This window comes from Kosakonia sp. S57 (assembly GCF_016516575.1).
Lineage (GTDB): Bacteria > Pseudomonadota > Gammaproteobacteria > Enterobacterales > Enterobacteriaceae > Kosakonia > Kosakonia cowanii.
The window spans coordinates 81,412-108,176 of record NZ_JACVUL010000020.1; the positions used below are offsets into that span (position 1 = coordinate 81,412).

The following is a 26,765-nucleotide window of genomic DNA, read 5'->3' on the forward strand; positions in this document are numbered from 1 at the left end:
ATCCGGCAGCGTTTTTTAGACGAGGTTTTTTAAACGGTAGATCCACTCCAGCGCCTGACGCGGTGTCAGGCTGTCCGGATCGAGATTCTCCAGCGCTTCCACCGCCGGGTTGGTCTCTTCCGCCGGAGCAAGCAGCGACATCTGCGTGCCATCAATCTGTGTGCCCGCTGCACTCGGCGAAAGGCTCTCCAGCTCCCGCAGTTTGCCGCGCGCGCGCTTGATCACCTCTTTCGGCACGCCCGCCAGCGCCGCGACCGCAAGGCCGTAGCTCTTGCTCGCCGCGCCATCCTGCACGCTGTGCATAAAGGCGATGGTATCGCCATGCTCAATCGCGTCGAGGTGCACATTCGCCACGCCCTCCATCTTCTCTGGCAGCTGCGTCAGCTCAAAGTAGTGGGTGGCAAACAGCGTCAACGCTTTGATCTTATTCGCCAGATTCTCCGCACAGGCCCACGCCAGCGACAAGCCGTCATAGGTTGACGTCCCGCGGCCTATCTCATCCATCAGCACCAGGCTGTTCTCGGTGGCGTTATGCAGGATGTTGGCGGTTTCGGTCATCTCAACCATAAAGGTCGACCGCCCGCTTGCCAGATCGTCCGCCGCGCCGACGCGGGTGAAGATGCGGTCAATCGGGCCAATCTCGACTTTTTGCGCCGGGACATAGCTGCCGATGTAGGCCAGCAGGGTAATCAGCGCAGTCTGGCGCATATAGGTACTTTTACCGCCCATATTCGGGCCGGTGATAATCAGCATCCGGCGCTGCGGCGAGAGGTTCAGCGGGTTAGCGATAAACGGCTCTTTCAGCACCTGCTCCACCACCGGGTGACGTCCTTCGCTGATGCGGATGCCCGGTTTGTCACTGAAGGTCGGGCAACAGTAGTTCAGGGTGTCGGCGCGTTCAGCAAGGTTGATCAGCACATCCAGCTCTGCCAGCGCGGCGGCGCTCTGTTGCAGGTCGCCGAGGTGCGGCATCAGCAGATCGAACAGCTCTTCATAAAGCTGCTTTTCCAGCGCCAGCGCTTTCCCCTTCGAGGTGAGGACTTTGTCTTCATACTCTTTCAGTTCAGGAATGATGTAGCGCTCGGCGTTTTTCAGCGTCTGGCGGCGCACATAGTGGATCGGTGCCAGGTGGCTCTGCCCACGGCTGATCTGAATAAAGTAGCCGTGCACCGCGTTATAGCCCACTTTCAGGGTATCGAGGCCAAGACGCTCGCGCTCGCGGATCTCCAGCCGGTCGAGATAATCCGTCGCGCCATCGGCGAGGCTGCGCCACTCATCCAGCTCAGCATGGTAGCCAGGGGCAATGACGCCGCCGTCGCGCACCAGCACCGGTGGGGCTTCAATAATGGCGCGCTCGAGCAGTTCACGCAGTTCGCTGAACTCGCCCATTTTCTCACGCAGCGCCTGTACCGGCGCGCAGTCGACGTCAGCCAGCTGCGTGCGCAGCTCCGGCAGTTGCTGAAAGGCGTAGCGCATACGCGCCAGGTCACGCGGGCGGGCGGTACGCAGCGCCAGACGTGCCAGAATACGCTCCAGATCGCCCACCTGGCGCAACACCGGTTGCAGCTCGGCGGCGCGATCCTGTAATGCGCTGATGGTTTGCTGACGCTCGGTAAGCACTTTCGTATCGCGCACCGGCATGTGCAGCCAGCGTTTCAGCATGCGGCTGCCCATCGGTGTGACGGTGCGGTCGAGCACCGAGGCCAGCGTGCTTTCAATCCCGCCAGCAAGGTTCTGAGTGATCTCCAGATTACGGCGCGTCGCGGCATCCATAATAATGGTGTCCTGTTGACGCTCCATAGTAATAGAACGGATATGGGGCAGGGCGGTACGTTGCGTATCTTTGACATACTGCAACAGGCAACCGGCGGCGCACAGGCCGCGCGCGGCGTTCTCAACGCCGAAGCCAATCAAATCACGGGTGCCAAACTGCATATTGAGCTGCTGGCGGGCGGTGTCGATTTCGAACTCCCACAGCGGGCGGCGGCGTAACCCGCGGCGGCCTTCAATCAGCGCGGTTTCCGCAAAATCTTCCGCATAGAGCAGCTCAGCAGGGTTAGTACGTTGCAGTTCAGCAGCCATGGTTTCACGGTCGGCGGGTTCGCTGAGGCGAAAACGCCCGGAGCTAATATCCAGCGTTGCATAACCAAACCCTTTGCTATCCTGCCAGATGGCGGCGAGCAGGTTATCCTGGCGCTCCTGCAGCAGTGCTTCATCGCTGATGGTGCCCGGCGTGACGATGCGTACGACCTTGCGCTCCACCGGCCCTTTGCTGGTGGCCGGATCGCCAATCTGCTCGCAAATCGCCACCGATTCGCCGAGGCTGACCAGTTTTGCCAGGTAGTTCTCCACCGCATGATGCGGCACGCCCGCCATCGGGATCGGCTCCCCGGCAGAGGCTCCGCGTTTGGTCAGAGAGATATCCATCAGCTGCGACGCGCGTTTCGCATCGTCATAAAAGAGCTCATAGAAGTCGCCCATACGATAGAAAAGCAGAATGTCCGGATGCTGCGCTTTCAGCTTCAGGTACTGCTGCATCATTGGAGTGTGCGCGTCGAGGTTGTCTGTCGTACTCATCAGTTAGTGATGTCCATCTTCTTGAAAAATAATGAGTCAGTGATGTTTGTTGTTCTCATCGCTTATCACTTTCCTCACCGGAACTCATGAAATTGCATCGCGGTTCATGAAGGCGTAGCGAGCATGATAACGGACTCTGTGGGGCAGGAAAACAAGCGTGCGCGAAGCGGTTATTGAAAGCGACAGGAATGATAAAGCCAGATGATCAATGTAGAGCTGATAACGGCGAAAATCGTGGTTTACATCCCTCCTGTAACGCTGCCGGGGTAAACTCTTTTTTCTACCTTTACATAGCCCTCTGAGGGAGAGGCTCCCTCAGGTCAAAATTGGCCGCCTGGATTAGTCTGTTGGCAGGCAGCAAACGAAGCGTTGCGATTATTAAAAAGCCGTAACCACACCATTGTCTCCCCGTCGCTGGATTTTGCGCCAGTGAGCTATTTATTTCATTAAACGGGGGAAAAGTTTAAGCCCGTTGAGATAATTAATTTCTCTTAACTGATTCCCCGCATAGCTTTCATAATTATCCAGTTGATGGGCGAATGAATTACTGACGGACGCAGGCGCATAAGGAAAGTCGCTACCGTAAAGGATATGTCCCGGCTCTGCAAAGGCCAGCAGACTTTTCAAAGCGACGTGACTACTGGACAACGCAGTGTCGAAGTAAAACTTTTTCATCTCCCCGAGCATCTCATTTTTGCTAAGCATCGGGTGCAGTCCGGGTAATAACTCAGCAAATCGATATGAAGCGTAAGGCAAAAATCCTCCTGCATGAGAAAGGATCACGTTGATATTTTGACAACGCTTCATTACACCTTCTACAACCATATGTATCGCTGTCCGGGTGGTGTCCATCGGATAATCAATTACCGGGCCGGGAATACCAGGTATTGATGCCATCGGTGGTTTGGCCGGGTGGATAAACACAACAGCAGAACGACGATTTAATTCATCCCATACAGAACTGAAACGCTCGTCTCCTAAATATATTCCCTGATAGTTAGTCATCAGCACTACACCATCAGCATCTAAATGCTCATAGGCATAATTAATTTCAGACAGCGAAGCATCAATATCTGGCAATGGTAAGGTTATAAAATTACCAAAACGCCCAGCCATTTTCTGCACCAGATCGGCAGTATATTCATTAACCTTTCTGGCCATATCAATCATGCTCTTACCGTGCCACCCAGTAATACTGGGGGCAGTAAGAGAGAGAATACCTGTAGCGATCTGATTATCGTCCATAAAATTAATAGCAAGCTCTGGTGTCCAGGCTGGGCTTTTCCATCCGGATGGATCTCCGCCATGTTTAGCCAGTTCATCGGCCCAGAAAGGAGGGACCACGTGCTGATGAACATCAATACGATTTGAATAGGTCATACTATTTACCTTTTACGTCAGGAGGGAAATGGACTGCGTATTGAAATATATTAAGAGTGACATTTTAATCACTCAAATAGATTGATATCATGGAACAATAACTTTAAATAATCGTTTGGTATCTGGTGAAAAGGCATGGAACTCCGTCACTTACGCTATTACGTTGCGCTTGTCGAAGAGAAACACTTTGGTAAAGCGGCTGAGAGATTGCATATTGTGCAACCGGCATTAACCAAACAAATACAGGCGCTTGAAGAACTTATTGGTACCACTTTATTAATCAGGAACAGCCGGCGGCTCTCTTTAACCAAAGCTGGTGAGTTGTTTTACCATGAAGCCATAAAAACGCTAAGGCAGGCTGACTCTGCCGTAGAACTGGCTCAGAGGGCAGGGAAAGGATTGATCGGCGTGATCCGTATTGGCTACGTTGGTAACGCAGCACTTAGCGGCATGTTGTCGCATTATCTCTTTCAATACCGCTTACATTATCCTGATGTGGAAGTTTATTTAGAAGAAATGTCACCATGGGAAATTTGTGAAGCCATTCTGAATGAAGAACTGGATGTATCATTCGCGACAGATTTTAATAATAACTTGTCTGAACATTTGCTTGCACACAAACTTATGTCATGGCACTGGGTAGTAGGGATGAGAAAAGACCATCCTCTGGCAGCGAATAAATATATTTCACGTGAGCAGCTAAAAGATCAGTCATTTGTCGTATATAGCGACGAAAGAAACGATAGTGTACAAATTAGTATTTTGCAACGATTACTGGGGACGGTTCCTGTAATATCACACCAGGCTAAAAATACAATAGCCACTTTGACGTTAACCGCTGCAGGATATGGTCTTGCATTATTGCCATGTACATTAGTCAATATCAAAATGGCCGGGATGACATACCGTGAAATACTTGATTTTCCGGACCGAATGACAATGGAGCTGTTTTATAGAAAAAATGAATCCAACCCCGTGGTGAATTCACTTTTACGGGTCGCATCAGATATGGATATTTCTTTTGTTAATGAAAATGCATAGATTATGTAAAAGCTATTAAAGTTTCTGTTTTGCCATCCTGATTTTTAAGAAGTAAGGGAAGTAGGGAATAAGACCGCGTTATTCTGCGCCCTCTCATTTTTAGTTGTGCCATTCTGCGTGATGCGGTTCAATATTAATGATCGTTATGAAATAGTTTATTGATTAACGGCTGATTAAGGTCGTTTTCTATTGTGACATTCTATAAAAAATTTAGTTATAAAATATGAAATGCGTAATAAATTATTTACGATTTTATCCTTTCGGGTCGGTAAAAAATAAGTTAACGCTTTACATTGTGTTTATTATGTGATTTTGACTCTTTATTTTCAGTAACTTACGAATTTTTTACAAACGAAAGTCTTCTCTCCGTCACCATTTTTAACTGACACCGACTATTAACGTTAAAAAAAATGAAGAAGCAGATTTATAGTTAGAAATAGCGTTTCAATATTAAATTATCCATAGCTCATGCCTATTGAATGTCACGTTTAGACAGTTTTTAACGATCAATTTATAAACTCTCTTCCCTGTACGCCGATATAACCTGTGACGTTCTTTCATTTGAATGGTATATCCGCAAACTTACTAAGGGAATAATATGAGAAATGATTCGCACGCAGTCAAAACAACAGGCATGAGTATCAGAAATAAAATCATGATCTCTTTTGGCGTATTGTTGTTATTACTTGCTTTAATTTCCGGTAATGCGCTTTATCGTCTCAGTGAAGCAAAAGGGAATATCACCGAGATTGTTACGGAGGTCTACCCGACAACCGCGCTGGCAAACGATCTGATACGCCAGGTTAATAACACCAGTGCTTTACTGCTTAACGCGCTGCTTGAAAAAGATCCAATAAATAAAAGGAACATGGTTAGTGAGCTTACGGAGCAGTCCCGTAAAATAAGTGCGTTATATACCGAGCTGAGCAGAGCAGCGGATGATGAACAATCACAATTGATGCTTGAGCAAATTAAGCAGGCTCGTGCCACGTATATTCAGTCGCGTAGCAAAGTGATTGAGATTATTGAATCAAATCCCGATGCGGCCATTGATGAGTACAATGCCAGAACGCGCGATTACACAACGCAGTACATCAGCAAAATTAGCGAATTTATTAAGCTGCAACGCAATCAGATGCAGGGCTCCTATGACGATTTCCTGGCTGACTACAGCCAAAGTAAGCTCATCATGTTAATCATCTCGCTTATTAGCCTTGCCTTTGGCGTAACCACCGCAATGGTGATGGCAAAGAATATTGTTAACCCGATTCGCCAGGTCGTGGATGCCGCTCAGCGCATAGCCAGAGGCGATCTCGGCCATGAGATCACTGTCATTTCCAAAGATGAGACCGGGCTGTTAACCAGCGCCATCATCAATATGCAGGAGGAACTGAAAAAGATCGTCGCGGAGATACGCTCAGGAGCGGAAAACATTGCCACCGGTGCTTCGCAGATCATGGCCGGGACGCGCGATCTCTCGGCGCGTACTGAAGAGCAGGCCAGTTCGGTTGAGCAGACCGCTGCCTCGATGGAGCAGATATCATCGACGGTTAAAAACACGGGCGACAATACCGCTAACGCCTCGCAGCTCTCCGAAAGGGCAAGCCATGCCGCTAAAGATAATGGCAGGCTGATGACCTCGCTCACCGAGGAGATCCATAACATCAGCAGTTCAGCCGATAAGATGTCAGACATCATCAACCTGATTGACTCGATTGCCTTCCAGACCAATATCCTCGCGCTTAATGCCGCTGTGGAAGCGGCCCGCGCTGGCGAACATGGCAAAGGATTCGCCGTCGTGGCGCAGGAAGTGCGTAACCTCGCGCAAAAAACGGCGAACTCATCAAAAGATATCCGCACGCTGATAGAGAACTCGACGCAGCAGAGCAACCGCGGGTTGGAGATGGTGCGTCAGGTAAACAGTAAGATGGATGAAATGGTGTTGAACGTTGATAACGTTTCGGAAATTTTAAAAGAGATCGAGCGCGCAAGCCTCGAACAGAGCGACGGCGTTCAGCAAATCAACATTGCTATCGGGCAGATTGATACCACCACTCAGCAAAACGCCTCGCTGGTTGAAGAGTCCGTTGCTGCCTCAGAAATGCTTAATGAGCAGGCGCGAGTGATGAAAGATCTGGTCAGCGTCTTCAAACTGGAACGCACGGCCAGTTGAGTCAGCGGCGATTGTGACGCAAGGGAGTTTCACTCTCTTACACTTGAAAACATTTAATAGTTACTCTGTAAAACTTATAGAAACTGAATGATGTATGGTTTCACTTTGACCGTGATGTGTATTTGCCGTTCCCACCCCAAGGAACGGCTTTTTTTTGCCTGCTCTTTTTGATCTGCACCCTCCTGGTTTGCATTCATTAAGGCAACAGACATTGGCAGTTTGTCGTGACCAGAAGTGATATCATTCGCTCACTCATTACTAAGGCGTTATGTTCCAAAAGCGATCTTTTGCAGGCTAATGAAAGCGCGCATTTAGGGGACGTTATGAATCTTCATAAAAAAGAGTTTGTTCTCTCGGTTATTAATAATGAGTCACTACGGGAAGGAAAGATCATGGAATGTGATCAGCCACTGCTATCGCTTATATAGAAATCAGGAGAGCAAAATGATCCCTTACGATAAAGAAATAAAATCAAAAGCAGATTTTCTGGCTTTTCTTACGTTATACAACCAGGATCTCAAATCATGTCCAGAAGAGTGGGCTAATCGGGATCTCCCCTCTTTTTTGGATGCGCTACAGGGGTGGGTCGAAGACATGGAACAGTATTATATCAATACAAAACAAGAGGTTCCGTTAGGCATAAACTGGAAGGTTCTCTACGATATGCTTATGGCTGCCAGGGTATATGAATAGGTACTGATTTTGTGTGTGTTTGGTTGATATCGACGGGGGAAGGAGCATGAGTGATAATTTTGGATATATGGAGTATGATTTTTCAAGGCTTAATAAAATCAAAACATTAGAACCAAAGGAAGCAAAAGAGGATTTCCTCCGGCATTATCATGTTATGAAAAATTATAAATCTAAATGTACCCTTCACTTTACCGATGTGAATAAAGTACTCATACATGAAAAATATCTTGTGATGAATAATGAGCCTCGTCGTAAAGGTAAAGTTATTTTTTTTACTGGTAATGTTGTAGTCACTCATAAAGAAGATTTACTGGCATGGATTGCTGAGCCGATAAAGCGGCATGACCTTATTATTCCTTTATTGATTATCCCTGTCGTTGAAAATCCTCATCCTGACTACATTCTGGCAACCCAGGAAGACCCGGTCTTCGAATTTTTAGTGCCTATTGAATAATGTCAGATTTTATAATTATAAATTGCAACGCTGAGAGTGAGCCTTATGAGGTTTATAGAACAGACTGTGTTAAACGAGTGGAAAAATCTTGGCGCAATAGTTAGTCACGATTCTTTATCAATGGTGTTTTCTGAAATCCTTGAGTCTCTTCCCTGGATGGCTGGTCATATTGACTTTAGCCAGCTAAATCTAATAAGCGCTTCGCTACGTTCACTCTCTGATGACAATGGTGATTTAGAAAGTGAGAAAGTAAAAAAATGGATAACTACTGCCGGGGCCGTTGAAGGTGAGCACATTGCTTTTTGGTATTCACAGAAGCAACCTTGCGTGATATGTAGCGCTGATTTTGCCTTGAAAAATATCGATACAGCATACTGGGGGGTACCTGGTTGGAACTATATGTTTTGGTGCTCACAAAAAAATGGCGTTATTGTGCCAAATTATAAAAAAATTCTTTGCTATGACTCAGCCGACCAACTCGTATTGGTAACAACAGAATAAATGTTGTGGCGGTCATGATATTGTCGGCAATAATTCATAGCATGAGCCTGAATTTAATTAATGAAAACGATTATGCACAAGGATCTCTATGAGCTACATCGATGGCTTTGACCACGAAATAATTGGCACCCTTGGCTATCTGCCCATCTACCACCCGCTGGAAACCATCGAGGGCGACGGCGGCTGGGGAGCGTATGACTTCAGTGCCACGCCGCAAAACCTTGTGTTGGGCGGGGGGAGTGGCGAGCATCCGGGGCTGGTGGTGCATCACTTGCCGACGCTTGCCGCGCGCTTCTTATTAGATAGCCTGACCGAGGCGCAAGCGGAGACCTTAAGCCGCGACGAGAGCGAATATGTCGACGAGCTTTATTACGCTGGCGAAACGCTGGAGTTTTGCGGCTGGCGCATCGGTCACTATGCGCGACTCCAGACGATGGCGCAAAGCCCGGCGCTGAACAATCCCGTAAGCGAAGAGGGGGAGGTTGAGGAGTGGCTGGAGCGCTCGCTTGGCGAGCTGGTGTGGTTTTCGCTGCCGGAGCTTAATCCGCAGCATCAAAGGCTGGCGGCCCTATTCCAGCGCTTCGATATCTTCCCTTCAATGCGCAACGTCTCGGTCGACCCGCCGGGCTATCCGGCCTGCGGCGGCAGGATTTTCGTTAACGGCGCGCTGAGCTGGGGACATCAACGCTGGCGTTCACGCTAGCCGCCGCAGCGAATAACTATTTTGTGCAGCAGCGGTGCAGGGCGGCGATATCCTCAGGCGTGGTGCGACAGCAGCCGCCAATCAGCTTTGCGCCAGAGGCCAGCCACGCGGGCAGATGCCCGGCCAGCGTGTCGCAGGCAGCCCCGTGCGCATGCCAGCTTTTGCTTACCGCATCGTAGGTTTCGCCCGAGTTAGGGTAGACCACCAGCGGCAGCGCGCTCAGGCTGTGCAGATGCGCCAGCGCGTCATTGGTGTTAGCAAGCGCGATACAGTTTATGCCCAGTGCCACAACCTGCGGCGTCGCTTCCACCACTTTCACCACCTCTGCGAGCGGGGTGCCGTCGCTTAAATGGTGCGCGTCGCGCAGGGTAAATGAGAACCACGCCCGCGCATCCGGCCACGCCTGCAACAGCGCGGCGAGGGCTTTTATCTCGGCAAAAGAGGGGAGTGTTTCGCAGGCCAGCAGATCGGCACCCGCCGCTAGCAGCGCCTCGATGCGCGGGCGATGAAAATCAGTAAACTCCTCAGCGGTGCGCTGATAATCGCCGCGATACTCCGACCCATCCGCCAGATACGCGCCATATGGCCCAACGGACCCGGCCACCAGCAGCGGCCCGGCCTGTGGATTTTCCGCCAGCGCGGCATCACGTGCCGCCTGCGCCAGCTCGACGCTTTTGCTAATCAGCGCCCGCGACTGTGCTTCATCCAGGCCGCGTGCGGCAAAGCCGAGCGGCGTAGCCTGGTAGCTGGCGGTGATCGCGACCTGCGCACCGGCGCGGAAATAGTCGAGATGCACATCGCGGATCAGTTCCGGCGCGTCCATCAGCACTTTCGCAGACCAGAGGTTATCGGCAAGGTTACAGCCGCGCGCTTCAAGCTCGGTTGCCATCGCGCCGTCGAGCACAATAAAGGGCTGCTTCTCCAGCAGCGCGTTCAGGGGATTAGGGCGCGACATGTTCACTCTCCTTCGCTTTTTCATGATGGGTCAGCCAGTAAGCACCATAGCACAGGGCCACAAACGGCAGCCCGCAGTAGAGCGCAATGCGCTGATCGGGATCGAACGCCAGGCCAACACACGCCAACAGGCAGAGCAGGAAACCGGCTATCGGCACCAGCGGGTACCACGGCGCGCGGTAGTGCAGATCCGCAAGCGACTTGCCGGACTGCAAATGGCGGCGGCGAAAGAAAAAGTGCGCCGCGCAGATGCTGAGCCACACGGCAACCACGGCGAAACCGGAAATCGCCGACAGCGCGACAAACACCGTATCCGGGGCGATAACGCTTGAAAGCAGCGCCAGCACTCCACCCAGCATAGAGACGGAGAGCGCCGTCAGCGGCACGCCGTTTTTGGTGACGCGCATAAAGCAGCGCGGCAGCGTCTTCTCATTCGAGAGCGACCACAGCATGCGCCCGGACGCATACAGCCCTGAGTTAGCCGCCGAGAGGATCGCTGTCAGGATGACAAAGTTAAAAATATCTGCAGCATAAGGAATGCCAATCTTCTCAAACACCACTACGAAGGGGCTCTTCTCCACGCCCGCCTGCTGCATCGGGATCAGCGCCGCCAGCACAAACACGGTGCCGATAAAAAAGAGGATCAAGCGCACGATAGTGGCGCGGATGGCGACCGGGATCACCTGCTGCGGGTTCTGGGTTTCGCCTGCGGCAATGCCAATCAGCTCGGTACCGGAGAAGGCAAAGTTCACCGCTACCATGGTCATCAAAATCGGCAGGCCGCCGTGGGGGAACCACCCTTCGGCGGTGATATTAGCAAGCCCTGGCGCGGGGGAGCCATCCTGCATCGGGATAAAGCCAAAGATCGCCGCGCCGCCAAGCAGAATAAAGGCAATGATGGTGATTACTTTTACCAGCGAGAACCAGAACTCGCCCTCGGCGAAAAAGCGCGTTGAGACCACGTTAAGGGCGAAAATCGCCACGCAGAAGATGACGCACCATATCCAGACCGGAACATGCGGGAACCAGTACTGCATGCAGAACCCGGCGGCGGTAAAGCTCGATCCCAGCGCTACGGTCCACGTCAGCCAGTAGAGCCAGGCCACGGTATAACCGGTTGCCGGGCCAAGGTAGCGCGCGGCATAGACATGAAACGCGCCGGTGACCGGCATTGCTACGGAGAGTTCGCCGAGGCACTGCATCACCAGCCAGACCACCAGCGCGCCAATCAGATAAGCCAGCAGCGTGCCGGCCGCGCCGGTAGTGGAGATGATATAGCCAGTATTAAAGAACAACCCGGTGCCAATCACGCCGCCCAGCGACAGCATAATTAAGTGGCGGGTCTTCATGGTGCGCTTAAGCTGCCCCTGCGCCTGATCCTGCTGATTTTGCATACAACCCTCTAAACGTATGGACGTCTAAACATCTGCGTTCAGGGTTTATAACGTGATTGTTAACAAAAAGCCAGTCTCGCAGCGGGCAGGGGCGCTTAACTGCGCACTCTCTGGCCGGGGTTAGTTAAAGAAGAACACCACGCTCCAGAAGAGCAGCGACGTCAGGAGATGGACTTTTATCACCCGCAGCCAGGCGATGCGCTGGCCGGTGGCATCCGTAAAGCGGAACCACTTCAGATGGGGAAGATAGGTGGCCAGCGTTTTGGCCACTAATAACCAGACAACGATCGACAGCGTATTCAGACAGAGCCGGGTTAAATAGTGTATTGCCAGCTCATCCATATTAATGGTGTAGAGCAATTGTGTATGTATTACCTGATAGAGCCAGAATTCGGCGGAGGTAAACCACGAAAAGAGGTGCGGAACGGAGAGCTGTGCCGCCACAGACTGAATAAAAAAATACCAGTAAGTGCTCGCAAAATCGAAAGCGTAAAGAATTACCTCATACAGCAGAAATAATTTCAGCGCCCGTGCGAAAGAACCTGGCCATAATTTCGGCGCACCGCGCGTAAGAAAAGCTTTAGTAGCAAAGAAAAGCAGGGCAAATAGCGAAAAAACAGCAATGAATGCAATCATGACTATACTTACCGCCGCCGGACCTGACGCTGCGCCATAGGGGTTTTGCGCGGCTATTCTTCGGTTGGCTTCATCGCGCTCAAACTCGCTGAGATGGCTGTTGCCGTTGTAATCGTAATGCACGAACGATCCCTATAATAGTGACAAAAAAAGTGTGGCGCCCATGCTATCCGCTTCGTTGGGGGAATTAAACCGCTGCGGCGAAAGCCCACCGGAAATGGGTGGCTTGCGCATCATCTTATTAGGATTTGAAAGGCACATAATAAAGGAGGGTTATATTTCTGGCCGTCCGGGAATAACCCCTGCACTTAAAAAAGTATTAAAACCAGCGCCGCAAAAATAGTTAAACGCTATCTGCTTCACTCGTAACCTGTTTTGTGCGGAATACTTTTATCTATTGCAGCGATGAGTGAAGCTTTAGCGCAAATTGACGATAACGCCTTTGCGTCACCCTCAATCACGCAGGGGCGCGCTTATCTTTTTTTAACGAGTTCTGATCGCGAACGGATCTGCTTTTAGCCCTCCTTTAACAATCTCTGCAAGCGCATTTTCAGGCGCAAATTTTTATTTTAAGGAAAACAGTACTATGGCTTTCGTAAGATCACTGTATCGCGGTTTGTTGGGTTCCCGTCTGGCGGGTGGCGCTCAGCCTGCCAACGGCATTTTCGACTGCCGGGATTTACCGACCTCACTTTCGGCTGCGGGTCTTAGCGCGCGCTCATCCGGTATTTTATTGACCTTCGTCCCGCCCGAAGCAGATTTTCACCGCGTTAGCCAGGCGTGGCAGCGTTTCACCTCTGCCGATCTGACGGTGATCACGCTCTCTTCTTATGGTGCGCTGAGCGCCAGCGGCCGCCAGACAACTTACTGCGCGGGCGACGGGCAGGAGGGGAGCTTCCTGCTGCTGCCGGACAGCCTTATCGCCGAGCACGAGACGCACATTGTCGATCTCCATCTGCACGACACCCAGACTGCCGCGCAGCGTATTAGCGCCATTCAGCGCGAATTAAACACTATTAAACCGCGCATGGCGCTCTCCGCTGAGCGCACTTTCGCGATGATTTACTGCGACGGGCTCTCCGCTTCGGAAGGTTTCTTCATGCAGGCCTGGTACAACAGCGGCCTCTTCCCGTGCCTGGCGATTGGCGGCTCTGCAGGCGGACGCGCGACCTTTGACGGCACGTGGATTGGCGTCGGCGACCGTATCTTACAAGGCAAAGCGGTGGTTGTTTTCTGTCGCATGGCAGAAGGCAAATCCTTCTCGCCCTTCAAGAGCCAGAACTTTACCCCGCTGGATCAGAGTTGGTTGATTGCCGACGCCGACCCGATTGCCCGCACGGTAACATCGGTCTTTGACCGCCAGGGGCAGCAGAAGGCCTTTACCGAGGCGCTGGCCGACCATCTGAAATGCAAAGAGTCGCAGCTGAGCGAGCGCCTGAAAGGGCTGACCTTCGGCGTGAAAGTGGGTGAGGAGTATTTCATCCGCTCGGTGGCGAAGATTGAGCACGGCATGGTGCACTTCTTCTGCGATCTGGAGTTTGGCGATCGGCTGTTCCTGATGCAGGAGACCGACTTTAAACAGGCGACGCTGCGCGACTGGCAAACCTTTATCGCCGGCAAAGGCAAGCCTGCCGCCATCATGATGAATGACTGTATTTTGCGGCGTATGGGCAACAGCGATCAGCTGCACGATGCCCACTTCTTTAAAGGCATTCCGGCGGCGGGCTTCTCCAGCTTTGGCGAAATCCTCGGCGTGCCGATTAACCAGACCCTCTCCGCGCTGGTCTTCTTTAACCATGATGTGAAAGCGATGACCCAGTTCCCGGTGGAGTACGCCGGTTATGCCGCGCACTACGCCCAGCGCGCGCTGCGCCGGTGGGAAGCGCTGAACAGCATTCAGACCCGCGTGCTGGATCGCGTGGTGAGTTATCAGCAGGAGCTGGCGCCAATTGTACAGGCGTTGCCGGCGCTGGAAGCCGCGACCCAGAGCCAGAGCGAAGCACTGGTCATGGCGGAAAGCAGCATTCGCGGCATCAGCGATATCGCCACCGAAAGCCAGCGGGCGCAGGGGCGTCTTGGTGAAGGGCTGGATTCGCTGGAGCAGATCTCCAACGGCATCGGCGTGATCACCCACGGCATCAGCAATATCGCCTTCCAGACCAATATTCTTGCGCTCAACGCGGCGGTAGAAGCAGCGCGCGCGGGCGATGCGGGACGCGGTTTTGCGGTGGTAGCAGGGGAAGTTCGCCGCCTGGCGCACTCCTCAAAAGAGCAGGCGGAAGCGACGGCGAGTAATATCAGCGACGCGGTTAATACCATCTCGCATATCCGCGAAGTGGCCAGCAATACGGTGGAGACGGCAACCGATATGGCTGAGCGGAGTATTCTTGCCGCTAACGCCATCGCTGAGATGAGCCAGCAGACGCGCCAGGAGCGGGAAAACATTGCGAAGCAACTGAGCAACCTGCGCACCCTGACCGCCGGGATGGATGCGATGCAGGAAGCGGTTGCCCAGCTGAAAGTGTTGCAAACCCTCTCGACGGGTCGTTAAGGCACGATGTTGCAGACCTCCGGCGGCGCAGGCCGCCTGGGGTCAGCTCAAATCATGCAGTGCTTTGCCGAGCGGGCGGGTGATGCGCAGCTGTTCGAAGCGCACATCCAGCCCCTCTCTTTCCGGCGAGCAGCACATTACACCGACAAAGCGCTGACCGCTGTCCTGCCACGGAAACAGCCGCAGCAGCGGCCACGTTTTACCGTCGGTGGAGTATTGCAGGCGTAATGCCTGCTTCTCAAGGGTCGCACGCATCCAGAACTCACGCGCATCGCCGGGGAAAACGCCGGTCGACCAGTCAGATTGCCCCTGCGTCACCACACAGCCAATGGCGGGCGCGCCATCGTTATACTCAATGCCGCTTTTCACCCACTGCGTCTCCGACGCCTCAATAAAAATCCCTGCCTGGTCGTAGAGCTGTTCAAACGCAGCGGCGATCTTCACTTCAAGGGTGAACTCCCCCTCCAGCATAAAACCAAAGGCATGGCCGGAGTGGCGTTCAAAGCCGTACCAGGTCTTGACCCAAAAATCGGTATTCGCCCCGGTGCGCATCAGCAACTGCTCATCGCTCTGCGTAACGTAGGCCGGTTTATTGATCCACAAACCCTGTTCTGACGTGAAGCTCTCAATCGGTGTCACAGGCAACCTCATCAATGTTTACAAGGAAAAACGCGGCCACTCTGCCACGCTTTTGCAGTGATTGCCGGGCGGTGGTTAACGTTTCGCTTTGCGCGCCAGTTTTTTACTGCGCACCGTTAACAGCGGCGTCACCGAAATGCCGTGCAGCAGCACGCTCAGCGTCACGATGGTGATGGCAATATGGGCGACAATATCGGCATCCGCGCCCTGCAAACCGTGGACATAGGCAAAGGCAATATAGTTGAGGCTGCCGATGCCGCGAATGCCCAGCCAGCCGAGGCTCGCGCGGTGAAACCAGGTCGTGCCGGAGCGCAGCGTAACAATAAACACCGACAGCGGGCGGATCACCAGAAACAGCACAAAGGCCAGCCCAAGCGCGTGCGCATCCCAGTGATGCGAGAGGGTAACGCCAAGGACAATCACCAGCAGCGCCGCCAGTAATCGCTCAACGGTATCGCCAAAAGAGAGGGCATCGCCAATCACCAGCCCGACGGACTTAATCGGGTTCTGCTCCTCCAGCGCATGGCGCAGGTGCGGGTTAACCTGCATCTCCGCGGGCACATCCTCCTCATCTTCAGGATCGCCGTGGCGCTTCTGCACGCTCACTTCAGCGCTGCGCAGGCCAATACCGGCAGCAAAGGCGGCGAGGAAACCGGAGGCGCTCAGCGACTGGGCCAGCGCAAAGCTCAGGCAGATCAGCGCCAGGGCGATAAAGTCGCTCGGGGCCACTTCGCCCTGTTTATGGCGCGAACGGGTGGCGATAATCCCTATCAGTCGGCCCATACCGTAGCCGATGAGTAAGCCGCCGACCAGCGCCCACAGCAGATCGATGCTCAGCCAGTGCAGCAGCTCTTCGCCTGACGGCACGCCATCGGCTTTGTACCAGATTAGCGCCAGCATCAGGAAGGGCAGCGCGGTGCCGTCGTTAAGCCCCGCCTCGCTGGAGAGCGCAATGCGCAGCTGGTCATCATCGCGCGCATCGTTGATCGCCACCAGGCTTGCCAGCACCGGATCGGTGGGGGCAAGGATCGCCCCAAGTGCCAGTGAGAGCGGCCAGGCGAGATCGAGCAGATAGTGGGCGGCGACCATAATCCCGCCGATGGTCAAAAGCATGGCGGGCAGCGCCAGCTTAATGCCCATCTTCCAGTAGGGAGAGGTGAGCGGCAGACGGATTTTCAGGCCGGTAATAAACAGCGAGGCCGCCATCGCGATTTCGGTAATGCGGGCGGTGAGATCCGCATGGGCCGCCACATCAATATTAAGCACGCCCATTTCCCACGGGCCACAGATAATGCCAACCACCAGATACAAACCAAACACCGGGATCGGCACGCGGCTTATCCAGCCGTAGGATAACGACATCAACAGTAACAGGCCGCCGGTCGCGGCCATCCACATCAAATAACTCATACTCCTCCACATCAGGCCGCAAGCTAAACATTGCACCCCAAAAGGTATAGTTGCTGAAAAAGGTCTGCACCAGGCCAGACGGCGCGAATAGTGCAAGGGCTGAGCATTAGCTACGCTTAGAAAAAGCGGCGTAATGGGGGTGGCAAATGAGCAAGAAGATCATGCAGGAGTATCTTGTGCTGGGCGGCAAACACCACGGCGAGGTCTGGCGCGGTGTCTACCCGGCGATGGGGCTGAATCTCTCGAAGCATGATGAGCGCTTCGGGCAGTTCTATGACCGAAGCGGGCAGAAGAAGGTGGAGCTATCGCGTAAAGAGCAGTACTTCATTACCGAGTGGCTATCGCCCGAAGGGCACACCTATCTGCTGGCCACCGCCGAAGATCTGACGGAGTTCAATATTGAAGAGGAGATAGGCCGGATCGCGCCACCGCTCCGGCCTCTGGACAGCGCTATTGAAGACTGGGTTTAGCCGTGCTCATGCGCTGCCTGCGTTTTTAGGCGTTTCGCTGCGCGCTGCTTGCGTAACTTATCAATCAGCTTGTGGGCTTCTGCGCGGGTGGCAACCGCAGGCGACGAGCCGCTCAGCGGTTTACGCGCCGTTTCGCGCAGCGTCAGCACGGTCAGCGCACCAATCAGCCCGGCGCCCATCATGTAGTAAGCGGGCATCATCACATTGTGGGTGGTATCAACCAGCCATGCGGTGACCAGCGGCGTCGTGCCACCGAACAGCGAAACCGAGAGGTTAAAGCCAATCGCCAGCGCGCTGTAGCGGATATCGGTGATAAACAGAGCTGGCAGCGTGGCGGGCATGGTGCCGCTAAAGCAGGTGTGCAGCACGCCCAGAATCACCAGCCCGCCGAAGACCGCCCACATATTGCCGGAGCCAATCAGCATAAAGCTCGGGATCGCCAGCAGCACCAGCCCCAGTGCGCCGAAGGCGATCACCGGGCGGCGGCCCAGACGGTCGGTCCAGTGCCCCCAGGCCAGCGTCAGCGGCATCATCACGAACATGATCACCATCACCAGCAGCAGGCCGGTCAGCTCGCTCATGCCCAGCACGCTGGTCAGGTAGCTCGGCATATAGGAGGTGAGCATGTAGTTCGAGACGTTAAACACCAGCACCAGACCAATACACTGCAGCATCTGTTTGCGGTATTTGTGCAGCATCTGCAACAGAGAGAGTGTCGGTTTGCTGTGCTCCAGCGCATCCTGCTTATCCATATGCTCTTTAAAGGCCGGGGTCTCCTCCAGCTTCAGGCGGATATAGAGGCCAAACAGGCCGAGCGGCGCGGCGAGGAAGAAGGGAATACGCCAGCCCCAGCTGTGCATCGCCTCGGTTGGCAGCACGGCAATCATGATGGTCACCAGGCTGGCACCCATCAGATAGCCGCCAAGCGTGCCGAACTCGAGGAAGCTGCCCATAAAGCCACGGCGCTTATCGGTGGAGTACTCGGCGATAAAGGTGGCTGCGCCGCCATACTCACCGCCGGTCGAGAAGCCCTGAACCAGGCGCGCTACCAGCAGCAGGATCGGTGCGGCAATGCCGATGCTGTCGTAATCGGGGATAAGCCCGATACAGAAAGTACCAATCGACATCATGATCATCGTCAGGGCGAGGATCTTCTGGCGGCCAAAGCGGTCGCCGAGCGGGCCAAAGACCATGCCGCCAATCGGACGAACCAGGAAGGCGGCGGCGAAGGTGCCGAAAGAGGCAATCAGCTGTGCGGTGCTGCTGGCACCGGGAAAGAAGACCTGGCCGATAATCACCGCCAGATAGCTGTACACGCCGAAGTCGAACCACTCCATCGTGTTACCCAACGCGGCAGCGCCAACGGCGCGTTTTAGCAGCTTATTATCGATGACCGTGATGTCTTCGACGGTCAGTTCGCTGGCCGTTGCGGCCGAATTCGTGTGGTGCGGTAAAGTCGTTCCGTTGCTCATAAACTCCCCATGAGTGCTGGTGGTGCGACCTTATAGCTTTCGCAGCCGTAGTGCTCAAATGGAGGGAAATGAAAGCTATAAGATGCAAGAAAAAGCAGATTGCCGACGTTTTCGGCAGGGGCACACCATAATTAAAATTTATGGATGAGGCAAATTTTTGGCGAAATTCGCTGCTTTTATACTGGAAAGCTGAATATTAACGCGCCGTGAGTAAAAGTAGCGGAACAAGCTAATCCCTTAGCTTGCATTCACTTCGGAGACCGCAGTTTGTTGATGCCCATCGCCATCACCTGTGAGGGATGGAACAGCGACAAACTCTCCACCTGCGACAGCAGCAGCACTTTGCGGAAATCGAGCGCCGACATTGGCTCCGAGGCGAGATCGATATCATGTTCGTCGTACCAGGCGCTGTAGTTATGCTCAACGCGCAGATCCAGCGTCTCATGGTTGCGGTAGCCGCTCAGCATCGGGATAAGCACAATGTTGTTAGCATCGCCGACATCAAAGGTGGCGGTATGGATCATGCCGATGTAGATCCGCTGCGATTTCAGGGTGATCCACGCCAGATCGCCGCGCTCCATGCACTGGTAGATCAGCCCCTCAATGCCGTTGGCGCGCGAGAGGTGTTTATACAACTCGCGGCGGCCGGGGATATCGAGGCGCGCGCTGCTGGACCAGTTCGAGTGCCACAGGCAAAACAGCACCGCAAAGGCGAGCATAATCACCACTGGCGCCTGGATGCCGAGGAAGGTCCAGTTCATAAACGTCATATGCAGGTGGTGCTCTTCCGGGCCAAACGTGGCGGGAAAAGTATTCATCACCGCCGAAGTGGCGAGCAGGCAGAGCCAGATTACCGCGGTGGCGATAATCCCCTGCAGGACGAAGACGCAGCCGTAGAGCGCCACCAGAAAGTAGACGTCCCAGCCGAAGCTGCGTTTAAATTTGAAGCGTGTCGAGAGGTCGTGCGAGGTGTACCAGTAGCCGCAAACCATCAAAACCATGAATATTGCTGTACCCATCCTAAGCCCTCTTCAACGCATCAACGTGCTCTCTGAAATCTTCCTGTACCCTTTTGCAGTGGATATTCACCGAGGCGTTGCCGTCAGCATCGACCACAATGCGCTCACCATCTTCAATCGAATCCTGTATTTCACTGTGACTCATCACCTGTAACAGCTTGTCAGGGCTGGCAAATAAAGAACGAAGTAATTTTCTCATTAATAAACCTCCGCAGAGAGTATAGAAACCATTTCATGAATGTGTGAAATTTCCGAGAAAATTCTGTGCGAGAGAGATCTAAAAATGAATTTATCTTTATAGACATATCGAAACATCCTGAATGACTATTATCCGCTCAATAATAGTTGTTAAGGAGGCCTGCTTTTGGGTTATACCCCTCGTTTATCAATAATCTTATCTTTCTGTATTTGTTAACTTTCTTATATTTCACGCATTCAGGGTAAGACGCGCAAATTAAATTAAAGGGAATCTTTATTCAGCGCGTTTATATATTAATAAATGGACTGATTATTATGAATAAATCATTACTCGCACTGCTAATTACAGCAGCCTGTGCCCACGCCTCTGCACAAAAATTAACGGTTGAGGAGCGACTGAGCCAGCTGGAAATGGCATTACAACGCAATATGACGGAGCTGGCGCAGGCAAAAGCGGAGCTGGAACAGGTCAGAGCAAGCGGCGATGGCGGGGCAAAATCGACCGCACAGCCGCAGGCCGCCGCGGCAGAAAAATCCCCCTATACGCTGAAAGAGATCAGCGAGTTTGTTAAAGAGGATATCGGTTTTGCCTGGCACGGCTATCTGCGTTCCGGCTGGGGTGCGGCCAGTAACGGCTCGCCAAAAGAGTACGCCATCGGCTCGCTGGGGCGTTTTGGCAATGAGTACTCATCGTGGTTCGATTTAACCTTCTCGCAGCGGGTTTATGAGGAGGGGGGCAAATCGGCGCATGCGGTGGTGCAGTTAGATGGCAACGTCGGCGCGCAGTACGGCTCCGCGTGGTTCGACAAACACTCAGAAAACCTCCTGCAGTTCTCCGATATCTACCTCACGACGCGCGGTTTCCTGCCCTTTGCGCCGGAAGCGGATCTCTGGGTCGGTAAACACAACCTGCCGAAGTATGAAATTCAGATGCTGGACTGGAAAAGCCACCAGACCGACAGCGGCGCGGGGATCGGCGTAGAAAACTGGGCGCTCGGCGCGGGCAAACTCAACGTTGCGCTGGTGCGCCAAGATGTGGACGCCCATGCGGTGAATTACCCTGCCAGCCACAACACCCTTCAGGTCAACACCCACACCGTCGATCTTCGCTATAACGCGCTGCCGCTGTGGGATCGCGCCACGCTGGAGCTGTTTGGCCGCTACTCGCTGGCGAACAAATCTGCCACCTACCGGGCGGGTGAAAAAGCGGGGCACTATTACAGCATTAAAGATGCGTGGCTGGCGGGTGCGATCCTGCGACAGAGCTTTAGCGTGGGCGGGTTTGAGGAGTTCACGCTACAGGCGGCAGATAACGCGCTGGCGAGCGGCTTCGCGCTTATCTCCAACTCCGGAGCGAGCTACGGTTATCACGACAACTATTATGGCGAACACACCTACGGGCATGCCGTGCGCGCCATCTCCCAGGGCGAGTTCTACCCCTCATCGCAGATCGTGCTGGCGCACGCGCTGGTCTACGCCGCCGGGCAGGATATTTACAGCTATGACACCGGCGCGCATACGGATTTTCGCAGCTACCGGGCGGTGATGCGTCCGGCGTGGATTTGGGATAAGCATAACCAGACGGGCGTCGAGCTGGCGTGGTTTAAACAAACCAACCGCCAGCAGGGCGAGGATTACCGTGAGAAGGGGTATAAAGCCACGCTGTATCACGCGCTGAAAGTGGACACCAGCCTGCTGACCTCGCGACCGGAGCTGCGGTTCTACGCCAGCTGGCTCCGCGCGCAGGAGAATGGCATCAGCCACTTCCGCTTTGGCGATGAGCGGCGGGAGCAGTTCACCGTTGGCGCCCAGGCGGAGGTGTGGTGGTAAGTAATCAATGCGGCGCAGAGGTGCGCCGCAATAGCCTGTTCCGGGCGGGCAAACGGCCCCGGTATCAAGCTTGCTGATGCTTAAGGCAGGAAAGGGTAGCGGCGAAGTTAGGCAGCCACTGCTCATGAGCCAGCAACATCTCGCGCGCCAGCACCTCGGCGTCACCGTCGGAGTGCACCAGCGGGCTGAGATTGAGCGCCAGCAGCACATCGTTAAACTCGCCGCTCAGAGCCGCCCGGCTGGCGGCGATCTCAAAGCCTTTGATGGTGTGGATAAGCCCCAGCACCTTGTCATCAAAATGGGTGACGCGCGGATGCGGCGTCGCTCCTTCGCGTCCAATCAGGCAGGTCATCTCAACCGCCCACTCCGCTGGAATGTTGTCGATATGCCCGTGATGGGGAATATTCACATAGTGCTCGGTCTGCTTATCGTTATAGATGGCATTAATTACTTCGCAGGCCGCATCCGAGTACCACGCACCGCCGCGCTGCTCCAGCGCCTGCGGTTTTACGTCGAGGGTCGGATCTTTATAGAGCTCAAACAGCTCTTTTTCGATCTGCTGTACCACCTGCGCCCGCGCGCCGCCTTTGTAATATTCGCCAAGCTCAATCGCCAGCATCTCTTTCTGCTTGAAGTAGTAGAGCAGGTAGGAGCAGGGGAGCAGGTTAAGAGCGCGAATCAACCCTTCGCTAAACGGCAGGTCAAAGATGTTTTTCACTGACGATGCCTGCAACTTTCCGCTGGCAACGCCGTCGAGCAGCTCCGCGAAGCGCGACACGCCGTTTACCTGCACATCGCTGAGAAACACCATATGGTTGAGGCCGAAAAGATCGAGCGCGATCTCATCCTGCGCCTCCAGCGCCAGCACATCGCGGACAAACATCTTCATGCCGACAGGAATGTTGCAGACGCCGATAAATTTCCTGAAGTCAGTATGGCGACAGACCGCTTCGGTCACCATCCCCGCCGGGTTGGTAAAGTTAATCACCCAGGCGTTCGGGCAGATCTCCTCTACGTCGCGCAGAATATTGAAAATGACCGGAATGGTGCGCAGCCCTTTGAACAAGCCGCCTGCGCCGTTGGTCTCCTGACCAAGATAGCCGTGGCTTAAGGGAATGCGCTCATCCAGCTCGCGCGCTTTTAACTGGCCGACGCGCAGCTGGGTGGTAACAAAATCCGCGCCCTGCAACGCCTCGCGGCGATCCAGCGTTTGGTAGACTTTTAGCGGAATGCCCGCTTTTGCCACCATCCGCTGGCAGAGCTGGAAAATAATCTCCTGCTTCTCTCTTCCCTCCTCGACGTCAACGAGCCACCACTCCGTAATCGGCAGTTCGTGGTAGCGCTTGATAAACCCCTCAAGGAGTTCCGGCGTATAGCTGCTACCCCCGCCGATAGTGACGACTTTCAGTTTCGGATCCATGCTCTCTCCTGTGGAGGGCCACGCCAGCGGGCGTTACTGCGTGATTTCCGTCAACCGCTTGCGATAACTGTTGGGTGTAAACGACGTCATTTTTTTGAAGGTTTTGATAAACAGGCTTGGGCTGCTGTAGCCCGACTCCCAGGCGATGTCGGCCACCGAGTAGTTGGTCATCTCAAGCTGCTTTTTCGCAAAGTCGATGCGGATCTCATTGATGATCTGCATCGGCGTTTTGTCATAAAAGCGCCGGGTCGCGCGGGTAAGATACTCCTGCGATTTGCAGGAGAGCCGCACCATATTCTCCAGCGCATTGTCGCTGAACTGGCGCTTGTCATGCATCGCTTCGACGGTGCTTCTCAGCCACTGGGGAATATCCTCCAGCACCTGCTCTTCGCGGTAGTGGCGCAGGCGATTGAGCACGTAAAAGGTGACGGTTTCAATAAACTCATCCAGCCCGTTCTCACGAAAATTGAGCGAAGCAATCACTGTTTCAACATAGGTCAAAAATGCGTTGTGCGTGCGGTAAGGTTGCGAGGCAACAAAGCAGAACGGCATCAGCGATTGATAGTACTGTTCGAAAAATTTGCGGCTGATCCCCACATTAAGGATCCGCGCGGCGCCGTACTCATAGACGCTCTGGTGGTGCGAGCCCAGCGGGATAAAGACAAAGTCGCCGCGCTCCAGCAGCACGCGTTTACCGTTAATGACCTGGTAGTAACGCCCGGTCAGAACAAGAGTAAATTCATAATAATCATGCTGATGCAGCCCGCTGGCGCTCTCCGATTTGTTGAAGATAAACACATGGAAAGGCTTTCCCTTAAAGAGCTGCTGTTCGTGGACGGTTTTGATCTCCTGTGTGCCGATCATTGGCGTTGGCTGCATCGTTCACTCCTTACGACTTGCTCATACATGTCAAAATTTCAGCGCGTTGGCGATCGCTCTGCGCGCGCTTCCTGCTTAATGAACGCTGCCTTTTTTTCTGGCGCGAACGCTCTTTATCTGCGTTCAGGGCTGCCGGGAATGCTTCAATAATGACCGAAGCGGCAGGATATCTGCCTTATCATTAACGGTAAGCAAACAGACTCGCCTGCAATGTCGAAAGAGAAATATGCTTCTCTACCCTCAACGCGCGCGGCAATTATTCCCATTTTTGCCAAAAGGGCGTCAGTACATCTTCACAGGAGCCGTAAATTTGCGTTTAGTACTTTTTTCCTGAGATAAAACAAGTATACGGGAGCGTGCCGGAGGGAGGTATTCTGCAATCTGCCACAATTATCTCTGGTTGACCGATTGTTATGCTCTTCTTCACAATTTCGGTAATTTTTTAGCGAGCCTGGAGAGGGCGCAGGCTCCTCTCCGGCGAAAAATTACCCTTGGTTAGCAGCAAAGATAGTTTTGCCGATCTCACGCGCTTTTTGCAGGCACGCCTGGGGCGAACCGAGATCGGGCTGCATCAGCGTGGCATTAGTTAACACCGGCGCGCCGCAGTAATCGAAAATACCGTGGGGAATTTGCGTGTTCCAGGATTGCGCATAACCATGTTTTTCAAACGTTTTAGTGTCTGCGCCGCCTGTCGCCACCAGATGCACCGGCAGATGCCCCAGCTTCTTGATCACCTTGCCGGTGCCGCTATCTTCGTAAGCCCAGCCGTTGGCAAAGACGCGATCGATCCACCCCTTTAACTGCCCCGGCATTGTCCACCAGTAGATAGGAAACACCAGTATCAACGCGTCGGCTTTCTCAATCCGCGCCTGTTCAGCCAGCACATCGGCGGGTAGCGGGGCGGTTTGCATAAAAGCGTTGTAGTCGGCGGCGGTGAACGACGGGTTAAAACCCTCCCGCGCCAGATCGGCGATCTCAACGCTGTGCTGCGCATTCTCTTCGCGGATCCCTTCTGCCACCGCGTGCGCCAGGCCATGGGTTAATGAGGTGTCGAGCGGGTGAGAGACTACGATCAGTGCATGCATGTTCTTCTCCTCGGTTGCCATTACGGATCAATCACCGTAGGCTTATATACTATCAGTAACCTACTACTAGTAAGTTACTAATGGTATATAAGCTTGTCAAGGAGGCAAAGTATGGCCGATACGCGTGTACGCCAGCGGCTCTCGCGGGAAGAGCGCTATGCGCAGCTGGTTGAAGTGGCATGGCAGATCATTCATGAGTTGGGTACCGAAGCGCTGACGCTCGGCTATTTAGCCGAACGCGCGGGCGTCACCAAACCGGTGGTCTATGACCACTTCACCAGCCGCTCCGGGCTGCTGGCGGCGCTCTATCGCGAGTACGATCAGCGCCAGAACCGCAAACTGGAGTCGCTGCTGGCGCAAACCGCGCCCGAGCTCGAGCCGCGCGCAGGTGTGGTTGCGAAAACCTATATCGAATGCGTGCTGTTTCAGGGGCGCGAGATGCCGAGCCTGCTGGCGGCGCTGGCAGGAACGCCGGAGCTGGAGAAGATCCGCCGCGAATACGCGGTGGATTTCACCGGCACCTGCCGCACGCTGTTTGCGCCGTTTTGTGGTGCGCCTCTGCGCGACGCCGCGTTATGGGCGATGCTCGGCGCTGCCGAAGGGCTCTCCTGGGCGGCAGTGCAGGATGCGATTAGCGAACAGCAGGCGAAAGAGGAGCTGGAGCGGGTGATTATCGCCATGGTGCGCGCGACGTTGAGTGACGAGAGTGCATAAAACGCGCACCCAGGGTGCCATCACGAGGTATTAAGTTGTATTATGAATGCATCTTAATTATTGGTGATAACGATGTCTGGACCACGCATCCTGCGGGAAAAATTGACCATCAGGAAGATGATTGCCCTCTATCAGCGCGCCTGCCCGGATGCGGTGAGCAGCGCGGCGCACTACGCGGATCTCTATGCCTACGCGGAGAAGCGGCTTGATAAGTGCGTCTTCGGCGAGGAAAAACCGGCCTGCAAGCAGTGCCCGGTGCACTGTTATCAGCCCGCAAAGCGTGAAGAGATGAAGCAGGTGATGCGCTGGGCGGGGCCACGCATGTTGTGGCGGCATCCGATATTGACGGTGCGGCATTTGATCGACGATAAGCGCCCGGTACCGGAGTTGCCCGAAAAGTATCGGCGCAAATAACCCGTAGGCCGGATAAGCGCCAAGCGCCATCCGGCAATGGGGTTCGCATATGGCTTTGGTGGTATTTTTCCGTTCACCATGCGTGCGGCTGAATATTTTTCTCACCGGTGCGGTGAACGGGACAAGGGAAGCGGCCGCGCTCCCCTTGTCAATCCCCG

24 protein-coding genes are annotated in these 26,765 nt (G+C 53.9%); 11 read left to right on the forward strand and 13 right to left on the reverse strand.

The features are described from left to right. Positions 1-15 precede the first annotated feature (15 nt). Together mutS and IAE48_RS18320 are read right to left on the reverse strand one after the other, a co-directional pair. Complete coding sequence (gene mutS / locus IAE48_RS18315; protein ID WP_139965746.1) at positions 16-2,577, reverse strand: DNA mismatch repair protein MutS; 2,562 nt, start codon at positions 2,575-2,577, stop codon at positions 16-18. A gap of 438 nt (positions 2,578-3,015) precedes the next feature. Continuing rightward, positions 3,016-3,957, reverse strand: a complete 942-nt coding sequence (locus IAE48_RS18320) for an amidohydrolase family protein (RefSeq protein ID WP_200135204.1) — start codon at positions 3,955-3,957, stop codon at positions 3,016-3,018. A 135-nt stretch (positions 3,958-4,092) separates the two neighbouring features. Between IAE48_RS18320 and IAE48_RS18325 the strand changes: the two genes are divergently transcribed. The 6 genes from IAE48_RS18325 to IAE48_RS18350 all read left to right on the forward strand — a co-directional run bounded on the left by IAE48_RS18325 (position 4,093) and on the right by IAE48_RS18350 (position 9,522). After that, complete coding sequence (locus IAE48_RS18325; protein WP_200135205.1) at positions 4,093-4,998, forward strand: LysR family transcriptional regulator; 906 nt, start codon at positions 4,093-4,095, stop codon at positions 4,996-4,998. 634 nt (positions 4,999-5,632) lie between these two features. Next, a complete protein-coding gene (locus IAE48_RS18330) occupies positions 5,633-7,171 on the forward strand; it encodes a methyl-accepting chemotaxis protein (protein WP_233631650.1) in 1,539 nt (512 codons plus the stop codon). Positions 7,172-7,615: 444 nt separating this feature from the next. Further along, a complete protein-coding gene (locus IAE48_RS18335) occupies positions 7,616-7,864 on the forward strand; it encodes a hypothetical protein (protein ID WP_200135207.1) in 249 nt (82 codons plus the stop codon). A 46-nt stretch (positions 7,865-7,910) separates the two neighbouring features. After that, on the forward strand, positions 7,911-8,318 hold the full coding sequence (locus IAE48_RS18340) for a hypothetical protein (RefSeq protein WP_200135208.1): 408 nt from the start codon (positions 7,911-7,913) through the stop codon (positions 8,316-8,318). 66 nt (positions 8,319-8,384) lie between these two features. Beyond that, positions 8,385-8,819: a hypothetical protein gene (locus IAE48_RS18345; protein ID WP_200135209.1), complete on the forward strand. Its 435-nt coding sequence runs from the start codon at positions 8,385-8,387 to the stop codon at positions 8,817-8,819. Positions 8,820-8,907: 88 nt separating this feature from the next. Next, entirely contained in the window at positions 8,908-9,522 is a 615-nt protein-coding gene (locus IAE48_RS18350; protein WP_200135210.1) for a hypothetical protein, read from the forward strand. 16 nt (positions 9,523-9,538) lie between these two features. On the opposite strand, the gene mmuM is transcribed toward IAE48_RS18350, so the two are convergent. The 3 genes from mmuM to IAE48_RS18365 all read right to left on the reverse strand — a co-directional run bounded on the left by mmuM (position 9,539) and on the right by IAE48_RS18365 (position 12,629). Next, complete coding sequence (gene mmuM / locus IAE48_RS18355; protein ID WP_200135211.1) at positions 9,539-10,477, reverse strand: homocysteine S-methyltransferase; 939 nt, start codon at positions 10,475-10,477, stop codon at positions 9,539-9,541. Then, the gene (mmuP, locus tag IAE48_RS18360; RefSeq protein ID WP_200135212.1) at positions 10,464-11,870 is read right to left on the reverse strand and encodes an S-methylmethionine permease; all 1,407 of its coding nucleotides are present in this window, start codon (positions 11,868-11,870) and stop codon (positions 10,464-10,466) included. The genes mmuM and mmuP overlap by 14 nt, the downstream gene beginning before the upstream one ends. Positions 11,871-11,990: 120 nt before the next feature. Beyond that, the gene (locus tag IAE48_RS18365) at positions 11,991-12,629 is read right to left on the reverse strand and encodes a hypothetical protein (RefSeq protein ID WP_200135213.1); all 639 of its coding nucleotides are present in this window, start codon (positions 12,627-12,629) and stop codon (positions 11,991-11,993) included. Between the two features lie 463 nt (positions 12,630-13,092). Here IAE48_RS18365 and IAE48_RS18370 point away from each other — a divergent pair, with 463 nt between their 5' ends. Continuing rightward, a complete protein-coding gene (locus IAE48_RS18370) occupies positions 13,093-15,057 on the forward strand; it encodes a methyl-accepting chemotaxis protein (protein WP_200135214.1) in 1,965 nt (654 codons plus the stop codon). Positions 15,058-15,099: 42 nt separating this feature from the next. Here IAE48_RS18370 and IAE48_RS18375 read toward each other — a convergent pair whose 3' ends face one another. Next, positions 15,100-15,708, reverse strand: a complete 609-nt coding sequence (locus tag IAE48_RS18375; protein ID WP_200135215.1) for a DUF1349 domain-containing protein — start codon at positions 15,706-15,708, stop codon at positions 15,100-15,102. Positions 15,709-15,771: 63 nt separating this feature from the next. Beyond that, on the reverse strand, positions 15,772-17,106 hold the full coding sequence (locus tag IAE48_RS18380; protein WP_200135216.1) for a sodium:proton antiporter: 1,335 nt from the start codon (positions 17,104-17,106) through the stop codon (positions 15,772-15,774). 146 nt (positions 17,107-17,252) lie between these two features. On the opposite strand from IAE48_RS18380, the gene IAE48_RS18385 reads away from it, so the two are divergent. Then, the gene (locus IAE48_RS18385) at positions 17,253-17,576 is read left to right on the forward strand and encodes a hypothetical protein (protein ID WP_054803732.1); all 324 of its coding nucleotides are present in this window, start codon (positions 17,253-17,255) and stop codon (positions 17,574-17,576) included. On the opposite strand, the gene proP is transcribed toward IAE48_RS18385, so the two are convergent. The 3 genes from proP to IAE48_RS18400 form a co-directional block, all read right to left on the reverse strand. Next, positions 17,573-19,048 (reverse strand): glycine betaine/L-proline transporter ProP, encoded by a 1,476-nt coding sequence (gene proP / locus IAE48_RS18390; RefSeq protein WP_042713764.1) that lies wholly within the window; start codon positions 19,046-19,048, stop codon positions 17,573-17,575. The genes IAE48_RS18385 and proP overlap by 4 nt on opposite strands. Positions 19,049-19,296: 248 nt before the next feature. Then, positions 19,297-20,067, reverse strand: a complete 771-nt coding sequence (locus IAE48_RS18395) for a hypothetical protein (RefSeq protein WP_094421863.1) — start codon at positions 20,065-20,067, stop codon at positions 19,297-19,299. 1 nt (position 20,068) lies between these two features. Next, positions 20,069-20,266 (reverse strand): hypothetical protein, encoded by a 198-nt coding sequence (locus IAE48_RS18400; protein WP_023481113.1) that lies wholly within the window; start codon positions 20,264-20,266, stop codon positions 20,069-20,071. A 314-nt stretch (positions 20,267-20,580) separates the two neighbouring features. On the opposite strand from IAE48_RS18400, the gene IAE48_RS18405 reads away from it, so the two are divergent. Continuing rightward, the gene (locus tag IAE48_RS18405; protein WP_233631651.1) at positions 20,581-22,095 is read left to right on the forward strand and encodes a carbohydrate porin; all 1,515 of its coding nucleotides are present in this window, start codon (positions 20,581-20,583) and stop codon (positions 22,093-22,095) included. Positions 22,096-22,159: 64 nt separating this feature from the next. Here the strand turns inward: IAE48_RS18405 and IAE48_RS18410 are convergent, their stop codons facing one another. The 3 genes from IAE48_RS18410 to IAE48_RS18420 all read right to left on the reverse strand — a co-directional run bounded on the left by IAE48_RS18410 (position 22,160) and on the right by IAE48_RS18420 (position 25,479). Beyond that, complete coding sequence (locus tag IAE48_RS18410; RefSeq protein ID WP_200135217.1) at positions 22,160-23,515, reverse strand: 6-phospho-beta-glucosidase; 1,356 nt, start codon at positions 23,513-23,515, stop codon at positions 22,160-22,162. 33 nt (positions 23,516-23,548) lie between these two features. Continuing rightward, positions 23,549-24,394, reverse strand: a complete 846-nt coding sequence (gene chbR / locus IAE48_RS18415) for a transcriptional regulator ChbR (protein ID WP_042713771.1) — start codon at positions 24,392-24,394, stop codon at positions 23,549-23,551. Positions 24,395-24,879: 485 nt separating this feature from the next. Further along, positions 24,880-25,479: an NAD(P)H-dependent oxidoreductase gene (locus tag IAE48_RS18420; protein ID WP_094421858.1), complete on the reverse strand. Its 600-nt coding sequence runs from the start codon at positions 25,477-25,479 to the stop codon at positions 24,880-24,882. Positions 25,480-25,590: 111 nt separating this feature from the next. Here IAE48_RS18420 and IAE48_RS18425 point away from each other — a divergent pair, with 111 nt between their 5' ends. Together IAE48_RS18425 and IAE48_RS18430 are read left to right on the forward strand one after the other, a co-directional pair. Continuing rightward, entirely contained in the window at positions 25,591-26,193 is a 603-nt protein-coding gene (locus tag IAE48_RS18425; protein ID WP_200135218.1) for a TetR/AcrR family transcriptional regulator, read from the forward strand. Positions 26,194-26,265: 72 nt separating this feature from the next. Beyond that, positions 26,266-26,607: a nitrous oxide-stimulated promoter family protein gene (locus IAE48_RS18430; RefSeq protein ID WP_200135219.1), complete on the forward strand. Its 342-nt coding sequence runs from the start codon at positions 26,266-26,268 to the stop codon at positions 26,605-26,607. Positions 26,608-26,765 lie beyond the last annotated feature (158 nt).